This is a genomic window from Citricoccus sp. I39-566, assembly GCF_031432995.1.
GTDB classification, from domain to species: domain Bacteria; phylum Actinomycetota; class Actinomycetes; order Actinomycetales; family Micrococcaceae; genus Citricoccus; species Citricoccus nitrophenolicus_A.
In genome coordinates this window covers 2,374,857-2,389,579 of the sequence record NZ_CP133842.1, presented here as the reverse complement: position 1 = coordinate 2,389,579, position 14,723 = coordinate 2,374,857, and the positions used below count along the sequence as shown (strand labels likewise).

General features: G+C 72.1%; 12 protein-coding genes and 1 tRNA gene. 7 read left to right on the top strand and 6 right to left on the bottom strand.

Going from position 1 to position 14,723, the window contains the following annotated elements:
- Positions 1–29: 29 nt before the first annotated feature.
- A complete protein-coding gene (locus tag RE421_RS10945; protein ID WP_309809642.1) occupies positions 30–299 on the bottom strand; it encodes a hypothetical protein in 270 nt (89 codons plus the stop codon).
- A gap of 72 nt (positions 300–371) precedes the next feature.
- Here RE421_RS10945 and RE421_RS10940 point away from each other — a divergent pair, with 72 nt between their 5' ends.
- Positions 372–614, top strand: coding sequence for a DUF5703 family protein (locus RE421_RS10940; RefSeq protein WP_309809640.1), 243 nt, complete (start codon positions 372–374; stop codon positions 612–614).
- Here RE421_RS10940 and RE421_RS10935 read toward each other — a convergent pair.
- Entirely contained in the window at positions 604–1,752 is a 1,149-nt protein-coding gene (locus tag RE421_RS10935) for an acyl-CoA dehydrogenase family protein (protein WP_396134650.1), read from the bottom strand. The genes RE421_RS10940 and RE421_RS10935 overlap by 11 nt on opposite strands.
- A 51-nt stretch (positions 1,753–1,803) precedes the next feature.
- Entirely contained in the window at positions 1,804–3,129 is a 1,326-nt protein-coding gene (locus tag RE421_RS10930) for a M20/M25/M40 family metallo-hydrolase (RefSeq protein WP_309809637.1), read from the bottom strand.
- Between the two features lie 126 nt (positions 3,130–3,255).
- Between RE421_RS10930 and RE421_RS10925 the strand changes: the two genes are divergently transcribed.
- The 4 genes from RE421_RS10925 (at position 3,256) to RE421_RS10910 (ending at position 8,006) form a co-directional block, all read left to right on the top strand.
- Positions 3,256–3,339: transfer RNA gene (locus tag RE421_RS10925), tRNA-Leu, on the top strand.
- Positions 3,340–3,557: 218 nt separating this feature from the next.
- Complete coding sequence (locus tag RE421_RS10920; protein WP_309809636.1) at positions 3,558–4,463, top strand: hypothetical protein; 906 nt, start codon at positions 3,558–3,560, stop codon at positions 4,461–4,463.
- Positions 4,464–4,566: 103 nt separating this feature from the next.
- Complete coding sequence (gene malQ / locus RE421_RS10915) at positions 4,567–6,768, top strand: 4-alpha-glucanotransferase (RefSeq protein WP_309809633.1); 2,202 nt, start codon at positions 4,567–4,569, stop codon at positions 6,766–6,768.
- Positions 6,765–8,006 (top strand): glycosyltransferase, encoded by a 1,242-nt coding sequence (locus RE421_RS10910; RefSeq protein ID WP_309809631.1) that lies wholly within the window; start codon positions 6,765–6,767, stop codon positions 8,004–8,006. Before malQ ends, RE421_RS10910 begins: the two co-directional genes overlap by 4 nt.
- On the opposite strand, the gene RE421_RS10905 is transcribed toward RE421_RS10910, so the two are convergent.
- Genes RE421_RS10905 through RE421_RS10895 form a run of 3 tightly spaced genes read right to left on the bottom strand, consistent with a single transcriptional unit; the run spans position 7,991 to position 11,704 of the window.
- A complete protein-coding gene (locus tag RE421_RS10905; protein WP_309809629.1) occupies positions 7,991–8,941 on the bottom strand; it encodes a MaoC/PaaZ C-terminal domain-containing protein in 951 nt (316 codons plus the stop codon). The genes RE421_RS10910 and RE421_RS10905 overlap by 16 nt on opposite strands.
- Positions 8,942–8,943: 2 nt before the next feature.
- On the bottom strand, positions 8,944–10,302 hold the full coding sequence (locus RE421_RS10900) for a 3-oxoacyl-ACP reductase (protein WP_309809626.1): 1,359 nt from the start codon (positions 10,300–10,302) through the stop codon (positions 8,944–8,946).
- Between the two features lie 4 nt (positions 10,303–10,306).
- Positions 10,307–11,704: an acetyl-CoA C-acetyltransferase gene (locus RE421_RS10895; protein WP_309809624.1), complete on the bottom strand. Its 1,398-nt coding sequence runs from the start codon at positions 11,702–11,704 to the stop codon at positions 10,307–10,309.
- 74 nt (positions 11,705–11,778) lie between these two features.
- Here RE421_RS10895 and RE421_RS10890 point away from each other — a divergent pair, with 74 nt between their 5' ends.
- Together RE421_RS10890 and RE421_RS10885 are read left to right on the top strand one after the other, a co-directional pair.
- Entirely contained in the window at positions 11,779–12,531 is a 753-nt protein-coding gene (locus RE421_RS10890) for a TetR/AcrR family transcriptional regulator (protein WP_309809621.1), read from the top strand.
- Positions 12,528–14,705, top strand: coding sequence for an acyl-CoA dehydrogenase (locus tag RE421_RS10885; RefSeq protein ID WP_309809619.1), 2,178 nt, complete (start codon positions 12,528–12,530; stop codon positions 14,703–14,705). The genes RE421_RS10890 and RE421_RS10885 overlap by 4 nt, the downstream gene beginning before the upstream one ends.
- The last annotated feature ends 18 nt before the right edge of the window (positions 14,706–14,723 follow it).

The window sequence follows — 14,723 nt, the reverse complement described above, 5'->3', positions numbered from 1 at the left end:
GACCCGCCCCGCGGTCCCGGCCAGCGGCGCTATCCGCGGGGTCCGAGGTCGTCCTCGCCGTCCTGGTCCCCGTCCGCATCGTCGTCGTCTTCATCGTCATCGTCATAGACGTCCAGCGGGGTGAACTCGCCGGTGGCGGCGTACAGGGCATCCTCGTAGGCCTCGAACGAATCGGCCACCCGGAAGAAGGCCGACTCCACCGCCGGGTCGTCGTCATCACGCTTGCCGGTGGCGGCCGCGAGATGTTCTTCGAATGCGGAAACCAAGGCCTCCAGGGCCACGCGGGGGTCGATGCTCATGGCACCACGGTAGCCGTTTTCTCCGGCTCTGGCATAGGGTTTCCTTTCAACGGCTGACCTGCAGGGAGACGAATGCGCGAACAGGAGATCACCAGCGGGCTGGACTCGCTGGCACAGCGCCAGAACTGGGAGTACCTCGTGATGACCGTGGCGCCGCGGGACTCCGTGGCCGAGGCGCGCCAGCGGGTGGTGGAGCACGCCGAGTACGGCAAATGGGAGCTGCAGCGCACCGTCCTCTACCGTGGCGGCGCCCGCCGGTACTGGATGCGCCGCCGGATCATGCGGGTGCGGTCCACCCTCTCGCTCACCGATTGACGGGACCCAGCAGGGCGTTCGCGAGCGTCTGGTGGGCCGACTCGTCGTCCGAGGGGTGGAACACCCCGGCCATGACGTCGCGGTAGAGCCGGGACAGCTCGTGGCCGCGGTGATACGACGCGCCGCCGGAGGCCTCCAGGGCGAAGTCCGCCTGGGCCTTGGCCGTGCGGACGGCCATCGTCTTGTTGGCCACCAGCCGCGGGAACCACTCGGCCCCCAGGTCCGCTCCCGCCTCGATATCCGCCGCCACGGATCGCAGTTGCGTGTCCATCGTCAGTTGGCGCAGGGAGGCCTCCGCCGCCTTGTACCGCAGGACCGGGTCCTGCGAGAGGGCCTCTCCCGTGACCTTGGACCGCCGGCGGCCCAGGTGCTGCACCGCCAGTTCGAGGGCCCGCTCCCCCACGCCGGTGTAGACGGCCGCCACGAGCGTCAGGAAGGACGCGAAGATGCCGAACGTCAGCGGGTCGGCGTTCGGCCCCGTGGGGATCTGCCGCACGATCCGCTCGGCCGGGACCACCGCGCCGGTCAGCCGCGTGGTGTGGGAATGGGTGGCCCGCATGCCGAGCATGTCCCACGAGGAGCCGTCCGCCGCCCAGCCCGCTGCGGAACGGTCCAGGAAGCCGAAGACCAGCCGGCCGCCGTCGGGCGTCTTGCCGAAGGTCCCGAGCCGGGTCCACACGGGGGACAGCGTGGTGAAGATCTTGGTGCCGGTGAACCCGAAGGAGCCGCCGGCCAGGGGCTCGGCCACGGTGTCCGAGTCGAAGAGCACCGCGTCGTTGCCGGCCTCGGAGATGCCGAACGCGAAGATCTCCCCGGCCGCCGACTCCCGGTGGATGAAGCCGAGGGACTCGTCCCCCTGCCGGCGCAGGATGTGGGCCACGCCGTTCCAGATCAGGTGCATGTTCACGGCCAGCGCGGTGGCCGGGGAGTGCCGGGCCAGCAGCCGCTGGGCGGCGACGACGGCCGGTAGGTCCCAGCCGAGCCCGCCGTCCGCGGTGGGCGTGAGGGCGCCGAGGTAGCCGGCCTCCTCCAGCAGCCGCAGGTCCTCGTGAGGGAAGGCGTTGGCCTCGTCGTATCCCGCGGCCCGGGCGCGGATGCCGTCCAGGAGGTCGGTGGTCAGCACGGTCGCCGGGTCGATCATGCGGCGTCCTTTCCTGGGGTTCGGGTTCCGGTGGGTCGGGTGTCGGGTCTAGCGGGACTCGAGCAGCCGGTCCAGGACGCGGCAGCCGAAGTCGAGGGCGGACACGGGGACCCGCTCGTCGATCCCGTGGAACAGGCCCGTGAAGTCCAGGTCCGCGGGCAGCTGCAGGGGGGCGAACCCATAGCCGGCGATGCCGAGCCGGGACAGGGACTTGTTGTCCGTCCCGCCGGACATCATGAACGGCAGCACGGGCGCGCCGGGGTCCTCGGCCTGGATGGACTCGACCATCAGGTCCACGAGGCCGCCGGAGAACGGCACCTCCAGGGAGATGTCCCGGTGCTCGTGACTGAAGGCGACGCCCTCTCCCGCCAGGTCCCGGAGGGTGGCCATGACGTCCTCCTCCTCACCGGGCAGGAAGCGGACATCCAGGGTGGCCTCGGCGCGGCCCGGGATGACGTTGTGCTTGTAGCCCGACGTCAGCCCGGTGGGATTCGTGCTGTTGCGCAGGGTGGAGCCCACGAAGCGGGCCGCCGAGCCCAGGGCCTCGAGCTGCGGCGTGGGGTCCGCCTCGTCGAACGCGACCCCGCAGATCTCGGCCACCTGCTCCAGCAGGGAGCGGGTGGTCTTGGTGTAGTGCAGGGGCCATTCATGGGTGCCGATGCGCTGGATGGCCCCGGAGAGCCGGGTGACGGCGTTGTCCGGGTGCACGGAGGAACCGTGTCCGGGGGCGCCGGTGGAGGTCAGGTTCAGCCAGGCCAGGCCCTTCTCCGCGGTCTGCAGCAGGTAGGCCCGCTGGCCGTGGAGCTCGGTGGAGAAGCCGCCGACCTCGCTGATGGCCTCGGTGGCGCCGGCGAAGACCTCCGGGTGCTCGTCCACCATCCAGCGGGCCCCGTAGACGCCGCCGGCCTCCTCGTCCGAGAAGAAGGCGACGATCAGGTCGCGGCGTGGCCGCCTCCCGCTGCGGTGCAGCTGTCCCAGGACGGTCAGGATCATGGCGTCCATGCCCTTCATGTCCACCGCCCCACGGCCCCAGACCATGCCGTCCTTCAGCTCGGCGGAGAACGGGTCCACGGTCCACTCGGAGGCCTCGGCCGGGACCACGTCGAGGTGGCCGTGGAGGATGAGGGCCGGGGCCTGAGGGTCCCAGCCGGCCACCCGGCCCACCACGCTGGCCCGGCCCGGGGAGGATTCGTAGATCTGCGGCTCCATCCCGGCCTGGCGCATCAGCTCGGCGCAGTACTCGGCAGCCTCGCGCTCACCGCGGGAGTCGTTGCCGCCGTAGTTGGAGGTGTCGATCCGGATGAGGTCCCGGCAGAGGCGGACGACCTCGTCACGGAACGGCTCTGCGGCGGGCTCGCGGGAAGTGGTGCTCATGGGTCCACCCTAGCCAGCTGGCCCACGCCGTGCTGGAGGGTGAACCGGTGCCGTGTGCGGCGGGGCCTGAAAAGGGTGTTAGGATTATCAGCGCTGCCTTTCGAGGGAGCGGAACTGAGAATGTGCGCGCGGGTGGCGGAATTGGCAGACGCGCAGCGTTGAGGTCGCTGTGCCCGCAAGGGCGTGGGGGTTCAAGTCCCCCTCCGCGCACAGGATGGATCGGCCCCCGGCCGTGGACGAGGTCCACGGCCGGGGGCCGCTCTCGTTCCAGGCACCGTTCCACCCTCTGTCTCCCCCTCCTGTCTCCACCTCGCCCGCCCCGCCTACGTGGATCGCCCCCCCGCCGTGACCGGACCGATACCCCACCACCACCTGCCAGCCGCTCATGAGCTCGCCAACCGGCCTTAGGGTCGCCTAACGTACCGTCCATGATCACTGCCGAGGCCGTGACGAGCCCCTTCGGTCGGCTCGCGAACCGGGTCAAACGAGAGATTCTCACCAATGTGACGCCCCTGCGCTGGGCGGCCGATGGCCTGCACGAGGAACGGCGCCGCAAGTGGGCCCCGCACCTTCCGGCCCTGGACCCCGACCAGGCCGCGCTCGTCTCCACCCTGCAGCGGGAGGGCGTCCGCATCGGACGCCTGGACGATCTGGCCATCCCCACCACGGATGCCCTGAAGACCGCCCTGGACCGGGTGGCGGGCCCCCTGGCGGCGATGGCCCCGGGCCGGGCGAGCACGGTGCGGCCCTCCCTGGATGAGCTCCTGGCCGACCTGTCCCTGTGGCGGTGGGGGCTCCAGGACCGGCTGCTGGACATCGTCGAGAACTACCTCGGGGTGCCGGCCCGCTACTACGGCGCCGACGTCCGCCGCGAGGTCGGGAACAACCAGACCGTCGGTGTGCGCCAGTGGCACCGGGACGCCGAGGACCCGCGCACCGTCAAGATCCTGGTGTGGCTCAACGACGTGGACGACGAGGGCGGACCCTACGCCTTCGTGCCCCTGGCCGAGACCCTCTCTGCGGTGGAGCGGCTGCACTACGTGGCGGGTTTCGTGGACGACACCAAGGTCATCCGGATGGTCGCCCCGGGATCGGTGACCACCGCCACGGGTCCCAAGTGGACCGCGGTCGTGGCGGACAACTGCCGGCTGCTGCACCGGGCCACTCCTCCGGTGGCCCGCGACCGCCTCTCGGTGACGTTCACGTGGTCCTCGCGCACGCCGATGAAGACCGAGGAGGCGCCGGCCTTCACCCCGGACCATCTCCGCGCCATCCGGTCCGGCCTGACGGAACGGCAGATGGCCTGCCTGCCGCCCGCGATGGCCCAGGGTTGAGACGCCATCGGCCCCCGCCTCCGGCCTGCCATAATCGGGACTGCAGTGGGGCACCGAGACCGGCGCCCGGCAGACACCCGGAGTCGAAGGAGGCCGCCCAGCCATGACCGAAGCCCGTGACGTGCTCCACCGGCTGGCCCACGCCTATGGCATCCAGACGTCCTACCGAGGGCACGACGGACTCGAACGGCAGGTGTCCGGCGACACGCTGGCCGCCGTCCTGACCGCGCTCGGCTGTCCCGTGGCACCGGACGGCCTGGCCGGACTGGAGTCCGCGCTCGAACACCGCAGGCTGGCCCCGTGGCGCCGGGTCCTGCCCCACACCACCGTCTGCCGGGCGGGGTCCGGCTCGTCCGTCCAGGTCCACCTCCGGCACGGCAGCCGCGTCACCGTGGACGCCCTGCTGGAGGACGGGAGCGTGTGGCCGCTGGAGCAGCTGGAGGACTTCACGGAACCCCAGGAGGTCTCGGGAGAGCTGGTCGGCCAGGCCACCTTCCGGCTTCCGCACGACCTGCCGCTGGGCTGGCACCTGCTCCGGGCCCGGCTGGAGGAGGGGCACCCGGAGGGGGAACGCGGGGTGGAGGCCACGCTGGTGGTGGTGCCGGACCGGCTGGACACGGCCGAGTCCTTCCACGAGCACCGCGGCTGGGGGCTGTCCGTGCAGTTGTACTCAGCCCGGTCCGCCGCCTCCTGGAGCCTGGGTGATCTCCACGACCTGGCGGACCTGGCCGTGCAGACTGCGGCCCATGGGGGTGACTTCGTGCTGTCCAACCCGCTGCACGCCTCCGCCCCGCAGCCCCCGGTGGTCTCCTCGCCCTACTCCCCCTCGACCCGTCGGTTCACGCACCCGATGTACCTGCGGATCGAGGACCTGCCCGAGTACGCCGACGCCGGTCCTGACCTGCGGGCCAAGGTGGACGGCCTGGCCGCGGGCCGGCGCGCGGACAACACCGCGGCAGACTCCCTGGACCGCGACGCCGCGTACGCGGACAAGCTGACGGCCCTGCGCTGGCTCCACGGGGTCCCCCGCTCCCCCGGACGGGACAAGACCTATCGCGCCTACCGTGACCAGGAGGGCCAAGGCCTGGACGACTTCGCCCTGTGGTGCGCTCTGCGCTCGCACCTGCCGGCCGACGACCCGGCGTGGCGGGACCCGGAGCTGGTCCCCGGCGGGCAGACGGCGGAACGATACCGCAGGGAGATGGCCGAGGAGGTCGACCTGCACCGGTGGACGCAGTGGCTCTGTGACGAGCAGCTCGCCGCGGCCCAGTCCACCGCCCGCGGGGCGGGCATGCGCCTCGGACTCATGCAGGACCTGGCGGTCGGGGCGGACCGGAACAACGCGGACGCCTGGATGTTGCAGGACCTGCTGGTGTCCTCGATGTCCGTGGGGGCTCCCCCGGACATGTACAACCAGGTGGGTCAGGACTGGTCGCAGTCCCCGTGGCATCCGGAACGCCTCGCGGAGACCGGCTACCGGGCCTACCGGGACATGCTCCGTTCCATGCTGCGCCGGGCCGGCGGCCTGCGGGTGGACCACATCCTCGGGATGTTCCGCCTCTGGTGGGTGCCGGTGGGCCAGTCGCCCCTCCACGGCGCCTACGTGGGCTATGACCACGAGGCGATGATCGGCATCCTGGCGCTCGAGGCGCACCGGGCCGGGGCGGTCGTCGTCGGGGAGGACCTGGGAACCTTCGAGCCCTGGGTCCAGGACTACCTGGCCCAGCGCGGCCTGCTCGGCACCTCCATCCTGTGGTTCGAGCAGCACGACGGCGCCCCGCGGCCGCCGCAGCAGTACCGCCGGCAGTGCCTGACCTCGGTCAACACCCATGACCTGCCCCCGACCGCCGGCTATCTCACCGGGCTCCACGTGGACCTCAGGGAACGGCTCGGCCTGCTGAACGATCCCGTCGGCGAGCGTCAGCGAGCCGCCGACGAGCGCGAGGCCTACCTGCGGGCCCTGCAGGAGGCGGGCTTCTACCCGGCCGGTGCGGAACCGGACCTCTCCGACCCGGCCGAGCGGGCCGACGTCGTGGTGGCGCTGCACCGGTACCTGGCGCAGGCACCCTCCCTGCTGCACTGCGTGGCGCTCGTGGACGCCGTGGGCGAGCTGCGCATCCAGAACCAGCCGGGCACCCAGCAGCACGAGTACCCCAACTGGGAGGTGCCGCTGGCCGACGCCGCGGGCCGGCCAGTGCTGATCGACGACCTGGACGCCGTCCCGGGCTTCGCCCGGCTGCTCGACGCCGTGGACCGCGAGCTGGACCCCGGCGCCCCCGGCGGGCCGGAGACCCCGGCGCCGTGACGCGGCTGCCTCGATCCCTGGGGGTGGTCATGGTGTCCCTGCACACCTCTCCCCTGGCGCAACCCGGACAGGGCGATGCCGGCGGCATGAACGTCTACGTCCGCCAGCTGGCGATCACGCTGGCCAGGGGCGGGCATCCCGTCTGGGTCCTGACACGGCGCGACCGGGCCGGCCAGCGGGTCCGGGACCTTCCGGTGCCGACGGTCCCCGGCGCGGCCCGGGCCCGGGTGGTCCCCGTGGACGCCGGGCCCGCCGCCGCCGTCCCCAAGGAGGAGTTGCCCCGCTGGGTGGACGAGTTCGCCGCCGCCGCCCCCGCGGCGCTGAGCGCGGCGGGGGGATGCCACGGGGACGACTGCCGCTGGGTCGTCCACTCGCACTACTGGCTCTCCGGGCTCGCCGGGCTGTCCGTGTCCGCGGACCTGAAGGCGCCGATCGTGCACACCATGCACACCATGGCGGCGGTCAAGAACGCCCGCGACGAGCACTCGAGCGAGCCGGAGGCACGGGAGGCCGCCGAGCAGCAGATCGCCGAGGCGGCCGACCTGCTGGTGGCCAACACTCCCGCCGAGCGCGACGAGCTGGTCGCCCACTACGGCGCCGAGCCCGCGCGCATCGCGGTGGTGCCGCCCGGGGTGGACACCGCCGTGTTCAACCCGGACGGACCGCGCCGGTGGCCCGGCCACCCCGAGGGGGTCAGGGTGCTCTTCGCCGGGCGGATCCAGGGGCACAAGGGGCCGCAGGTGGCCATCCGGGCGGCCGGGCTCGCCAACGGCCGGTCCGACGGCGGCCCCCGGCTGAGCCTGCACCTCACCGGCGCCCGCTCGGGATCCGACGGCCTGGACCTGGCGCGGCTGCGGGACCAGTCGGGGCTCGGCGAGCGGTGCACCGTCTCCGGGCCGGTCTCGGCCGAGGCCCTGGCCGAGATGTACCGGGCCGCGGACGTGGTGGTGGTGCCGAGCTTCTCGGAGTCCTTCGGGCTGGTCGCCCTGGAGGCCCAGGCCTGCGGGACCCCCGTGATGGCCCACCGGGTGGGCGGGCTGGCCTATGCGGTGGATGACGGGCGGACGGGACGACTCGTGGACGGACTGGACCCGCGCACCTGGGCCGTGGAGCTGGAGCGGATCGCCGCGGACCTGCCGGCGTGGCGGTCGCTGGGCCCGGCGGCGGCGCGCCGGGCCCACGGCTTCGGCTGGGAGGCCATGGCCGCCCGGCTCTCCGCCGCCTACGAGGAGCTCTGAGGGGTGCGGCCGGCGGGCTGGTCTGCAGTGGTGGATCCGGTGGCGGAATCGGTGATGGACCCGGTGAAATGCGGCCGCTGCCGGCGGCCGTCCCACGCTGTCACCTCCGTGCGGCCCGGTGCCGGGTGGGCGAAGCCCAGGGACACCGTTCCGGGCAGGAGCACCGGCGTGGCGAAGCCGATCTGCCAGGAGTAGCCGCCGCCCGCCGGCTCGCGGCCGGCCAGCATGCGCCCGGCGAGGTACATCCCGTGGGCGATCATGCCCTTCTGTCCCAGGGCCCGGGCCGTCAGCGGGTTCAGGTGGATGGGGTTGTAATCCCCCGAGACCGCGGCGTAGCCCCGGCCCGTGGACCCCGGGAGGGACCACCGGGCGGTCAGGTCCGGTGGCACGAACGGGGGATGCCCGGCCCGGGGCGGTCGCTCCTGGCCCTCGAGGCGCACCCCGGTGGCCAGGTACGTGGACGTGCCCTCCCACAGCAGCTGCGGGGCACGCTCCGGCCCGCCGGGGCCGTGCACCGTGACCACGAGGTCCACGGTGGTCCCCGAGGGATGCGGTGCCAGGGCCGTGGCGGAGGCGGCCACGGTCAGCGGTGCCCCGGACGGCACGGCGGCATGGTGCACCACGCGGTTCTCCAGGTGCACCATGCCCAGCAGGGGCAGGGGGAACTCGCGGTCCGCCATCAGCTCCATGGCCGCCGGGAAGGCGGCCACGTGGACCAGCACCGAGGGCACGTCCCGCGGGTCCAGCGGCCCACCTGCGTGGAACAGCTCGGCATACCGCGCCACGAGATCTGCGGGGATCTGGTGGTCCTGCACCACCACGGTGCGGCCCGGCAGCCGCGGGGGGCGCCGGCGCCTCAGGAGCGCGTCCGTGGCCGCGGTGGCCAGGGCGGCCCGGTAGCTCGAGGCCAGCGGCGTCATGCTCTCGCGTTCCATGCTCAGGCCCCCATCAGTCCCTGGCCGCAGACCCTCAGGGTCTGGCCGGAGGTCCCGCCGGCGGCGTCGGAGACCAGGAAGGCGATGGCCTCGGCCACGTCCACCGGCTGGCCACCCTGCTGCAGCGAGTTCAGGCGACGGCCGATCTCCCGCGTGGCCACCGGAATCCTCGCGGTCATCTCCGTCTCGATGAACCCCGGGGCCACGGCGTTGATGGTGCCGCCCGAGGCGGCCATCTCCGCGGCGGTGGCGGAGACCATGCCCATCACGCCCGCCTTGGAGGCGGCGTAGTTGGTCTGGCCGCCGTTGCCCGCGATCCCGGAGGTGGAGGCGAGGGAGGCGATGCGCAGCGGTGCGGCCACGGTCCCCCGGCCCGCCGCGCCGAGGAAGGCCCGGTTCATGGCCAGCTGGGACTCGATGTTCACCGCGATCACGGAGTCCCACCGCGCCGCGTCCATGTTCGCGAGCTTCTTGTCCCGGGTGATGCCGGCGTTGTGCACCACGATGTCCAGGCGGCCGTGCCGCTCGGCGCAGTGCGCCAGGATCCTCTGGCCGGCATCCGCCGCGGTGATGTCCAGTTGGAGTGCGGTGCCGGAGAGCCGGTTCACGACGCCGGCCAGGGCCTGGCCGGCGGCCGGCACGTCCACGCCCACGACGGTGGCGCCGTCCCGGTGCAGCGTCTCGGCGATGGCGGCGCCGATGCCGCGCGCGGCACCGGTGACGACCGCGACCTTGCCGGCCAGCGGCTTCTCCCAGTCCGCGGGCAGCGCGCCGGCCTCGGCGGTGACGGGGAGGAACTGACCGGAGACGAAGGCGCTCTTGGCCGAGAGCAGGAACCGCAGGGCACCGGTGGCCCCGGCGCTGGACAGGGCCGTGTCCTGCCCGAGGACGAGCCCGTTGGCGGTGGCACCGCGGCGCATCTCGTGGGCGAGGGAGCGGGTCATCCCCTCCACGCCCCTGCGGGCGGCGCGCGCGGCCGGGTCCGCGGTGGCGGCCGGATCACGGAACACGGTGATCACGCGGGCTCCTCGCCCCAGCTGGCGCTGCACGGAGCCGAGCCGCAGGGTGGTGGCGGACAGATCGGCCGGGGTGCCGGCGTCGTCATAGCAGGCGACGACGGCGCCGAAGCGGTCCGCCGGAGCCGGCTGGCGGCGCACGTCCACGCCCCAGTCGAGCAGGATGGCCGCCGCCTCATCGGCCGCGTGGCCCTCCCCCAGGACCAGCACGGAGCCCTCCACGAGGGCCTGTCCGGGCTGGTACCGGCGGAGGACGGCAGGCTGCGGGAGCCCGAGGGCCGTGGCGATCCTCTTCCCCAGGGGCTGGTTGACGAGGGCGGTGTAGGTGTCAGCCTGTGCTGCCATCGGTTCAGCGCCCCCGGACGATCGCGACGATGCCCTGCCCGCCGGCGGCACACACCGAGATCAGGCCCAGTGAACCCGGGCCCTTCTCATGCAGCATCTTGGCCAGGACGGCCGTGATGCGTCCGCCGGTGGCGGCAAAGGGGTGGCCGGCCGCCAGCGAGGAGCCGTTGACGTTCAGCTTGGACCGGTCAATGGAACCCAGCGGGGCGTCCAGCCCCAGCCGGTTGCGGCAGAAGTCCTCGTCCTCCCAGGCCTTGAGGGTGGAGAGCACGGTGCCCGCGAAGGCCTCGTGGATCTCGTAGTAGTCGAAGTCCTGCAGGGACAGGCCCTGGCGCTTGAGCAGCCGGGACACGGCATAGGCGGGAGACATGAGCAGCCCCTCGTCGCCGTCCACGAAGTCCACCGCGGCGGTCTCGAAGTCCACGAAGTCGGCGAGGACCGGCAGGCCCCGGGCGGCGGCCCACTCCTCTGAACCCAGCAGCACGGCTGAGGCGCCGTCCGTCAGCGGGGTGGAGTTGCCGGCGGTCATGGTCGCCTCGTCACCGAGGTCGCGGCCGAAGGCGGGCTTCAGCGAGCCGAGCTTCTCGAGGGTGGAGTCGGCCCGCATGTTGTTGTCCTGGGACAACGATCCGAACGGGGTGATGAGGTCGTCGAAGAAGCCGCGCTCATAGGCGGCGGCCAGGTTCTGGTGGCTGGCCAGGGCCAGCTCGTCCTGCGCCTTCCGGGTGATGCCCCACCGGTGCGTGGTGCGGGCCTGGTGCTCGCCCATGGACATCCCGGTGCGGGGTTCCTCGGTGCCGGGGGCCTGCGGCGCCAGGTGACCGGGCCGGAACTTCAGCACGGCCTTGATCTTCTCCTGCGTGCTGCGGGCACGGTTCAGTTCCATGAACATGGCGCGGGCGGCGTCGTTGAAGACCAGGGGTGCGTCGGAGATCGAGTCCACGCCGCCGCCGATCGCGGAGTCGAGCTGGCCGAGGCGGATCTTGTTGGCCAGTCCGCCGATGGCCTCCATGCCCGTGGCGCAGGCGATCTGCACCTCGTGGGCGGGCGTCGCCGCGTCCAGCGCCGTGCCGAGCACCGATTCCCGCGTCAGGTTGAAGTCCTTGCTGTGCTTGATGACGGCGCCGGCCGCGACCTCGCCGATCCGCTCGCCCTGGAGCCCGAAGCGTGCCACGAGGCCGTCCAGCGCGGAGGTCAGCAGGTCCTTGTTGGAGGCCTTGGCGTAGGCGCCGTGGGACCGGGCGAACGGCGTGCGGTTGCCGCCGATGATCACCGCCTGACGGAGCGGGCCGCCGGCGATGGCCGCGGCGTCCCGGCCGGAGGTGCCTGCCTGGTCGCCGGCCTGGTTGCCTGTCTGGGGGGTGGTCTCCGAAGTGGAGCGCTGGGCGGGGTTCTCGGTCATGGGGTCCCTTCCTGACGGAAACGCTGAGGTGAGGAGGCTTACTGCTACCCAGAGTACCTGATACGCTGAGTATCGTGAATACCGCACTGAATGCCACCGGCGGCGCGCCGGGCCTTCCGGACGGCCGCGCCACCCGCTGGGACGAGCACCGTCAGCAGCGCCGCGTGGACCTGATCCGGGCGGCCCGCCATGCCGTGCACGACCTGGGCCCGCAGGCCTCCATGGACGAGATCGCCGCGCATGCCGGCACCTCCAAGAGCGTCTTCTACCGGTACTTCGGGGACAAGAACGGACTCCAGGTGGCCGTGGGTGAACGCGCCATCCAGTACATGGAACGGGAGCTCCTGACGGCGGCCGAGGCCTCCGACAGCGCCCTCGACGGCCTGTTCGCCATGGTGTCCGTCTATCTCAGGCTCGCGGAATCCTCGCCCCATGTCTATGCCTTCTCCACGCGGCTGCCGCCGGACGCCACGACCGGCGCACCCGCCGGTGCGCAGCCGGCCGCGATGGCCGACTTCTTCGAGCGCATCGCCGCCGTCATGGACGTGCACTTCCGCGACTATCTCCGGCAGCAGGGCCGCTCGCCGGGCACCGCGTCCGCCACGTGGTACTGGCCCCGCGCCGCCATCGGCATGGTCCGCTCGGCCGGGGAGACCTGGCTGGGGACGCCGCCCGGGACCCCCCGGCCGGATGCCCGTCGGCTGGCACGGAAGGTCACCGCCTGGCTCACCGTCGGGCTGGACGGCACCTATGCCGCCGCACCCACAGCACCCGGACCGTCTGAGCAGCACACCGCCCCCTCCATCCCCGAACAGGAGCAGTCATGACCACCACCTCCGATTCCAGCGTCACCCCCCTTCCGGGTGGAACGGTTCCCCCGACTCCCACGTCCGTGGACACGGCCGAGGCGCAGGCCGCCTTCAGCGCCATCTCCCCCGCCGAACCGGGTGGGCTGGACCTGCGCGCCGTCCAGGAGCTGCTGCTGGGCCGCTGGTCCGCCGAACGCCGTGAGGGCCGCGAGAACGCCAAGAACCCGGACCTGCACAAGCTGGACAACATCACCATGGAGGAGCACCGGGAACGGGTGCTGCAGCAGTTGAGGATCCTGGTGGACGCCGGCGCGGTCCAGAAGGCCTTCCCGACGTCCCTGGGCGGTGCGGACAACCACGGCGGGAACATCGCCCTGTTCACGGAGCTGGTCTCGGCGGATCCCTCCCTGCAGATCAAGGCCGGCGTGCAGTGGGGGCTGTTCGGCTCCGCCATCCTGCACCTGGGGACCCAGTCCCACCATGAGCGTCTCCTCCCGGACGTGATGAGTCTGGACGTCCCCGGCGCCTTCGCCATGACGGAGATCGGCCACGGTTCGGACGTCGCCTCCATCGGGACCACCGCCACGTACCTGCCCGAGACCGACGAGTTCGAGATCCACACGCCCTTCAAGGCCGCGTGGAAGGAATACCTCGGCAACGCCGCACTCCACGGCAAGGCAGCCACGGTCTTCGCCCAGCTGATCACGAACGGCGTCAACCACGGCGTGCACTGCTTCTACGTCCCCCTCCGTGACGAGGCCGGCGACTTCCTGCCCGGCGTGGGCGGAGAGGACGACGGCTACAAGGGCGGCCTCAACGGCATCGACAACGGGCGCCTGCACTTCGACCACGTGCGCGTGCCCCGGACCAACCTGCTGGACCGCTATGGTCACGTGGACGAGAACGGCGGCTACACCTCGGACATCGCCTCCCCCGGCCGCCGGTTCTTCACCATGATCGGCACGCTCGTCCAGGGCCGGGTCTCGCTGTCCATGTCCGGTGCGGCCGCCTCGGCCCTGGCACTGACCGGTGCCATCACCTACGGCAACCAGCGCCGCCAGTTCAACGCCACCTCGGACGTGCGGGAGGAGGTGCTGATGGACTACCAGCTGCACCAGCGCCGCCTCATCGACCGGCTGGCCCGCACCTACGCCGACACCTTCGCCGCGAACGAACTGCTGGAGAAGTTCCACTCGATCTTCTCCGGGGAGTCGGACACCGACGAGGACCGTCAGGAGCTCGAGACCCTGGCCGCGGCGATCAAGCCGCTGACCACGTGGAATGCCCTCGACACCCTGCAGGAGGCCCGTGAGGCGTGCGGCGGCGCCGGGTACATGGCGAAGAACCGTTTCGCCTCACTGCGCCAGGACCTGGACATCTACGTCACCTTCGAGGGCGACAACAACGTGCTGCTGCAGCTCGTGGGCAAGCGCCTGCTCTCGGACTACTCCAAGGACCTGACCAACCTGTCCATCGGCGCCCTCTCCCGGTACGTGCGGGGCCAGGCCACGGAGGCCATGGTCAACCGCTCGGGACTGCGCCGGGTGGCGCAGGCCGTCCAGGACGCCGGCTCGGAACGCAAGAGCGCCAGCTGGTTCAAGGACCCCGAGGTCCAGCGTGCCCTGCTCGAGGACCGCGTCCGGACCAAGACGGGCGCGGTGGCCCAGGCCCTCATGCCGGTGGCGAAGAAGCCCCAGGCCGAGCAGGCGGCCACGTTCAACCAGAACCAGGCCGACCTGATCGACGCGGCCCGGAACCATGGAGAGCTGCTCGAGTGGGAGGCCTTCACCCGTGCCCTCGACTCGATCGAGGATGACCACACCCAGCAGGTCATGACCTGGCTGCGCAACCTCTTCGCCCTGCGTGTCATCGAGGACGACCTGGGATGGTTCATCCAGTCCGGCCGGATCTCCACGCAGCGTGCGCGGACCCTGCGTGGCTACATCAACCGCCTGGCAGCCCGGCTGCGTCCCCACGCGCAGGACCTGGTGGATGCCTTCGGCTATGAGCAGGAGCACCTGCGCATGGACATCACCACGGGCGCCGAGGCCGAACGGCAGGACGAGGCCGCCGAGTACTACCGCAAGCTGCGGGCCTCCGCCGACGCCCCGATCCATGAGAAGGTGCTGCACCAGCGCGAGAAGAACGCGGCCAAGACCGCCCGCGCCAGGGGCGGCAAGGCCGGCCGGTAGTCCCGGCCGGCTCGACGA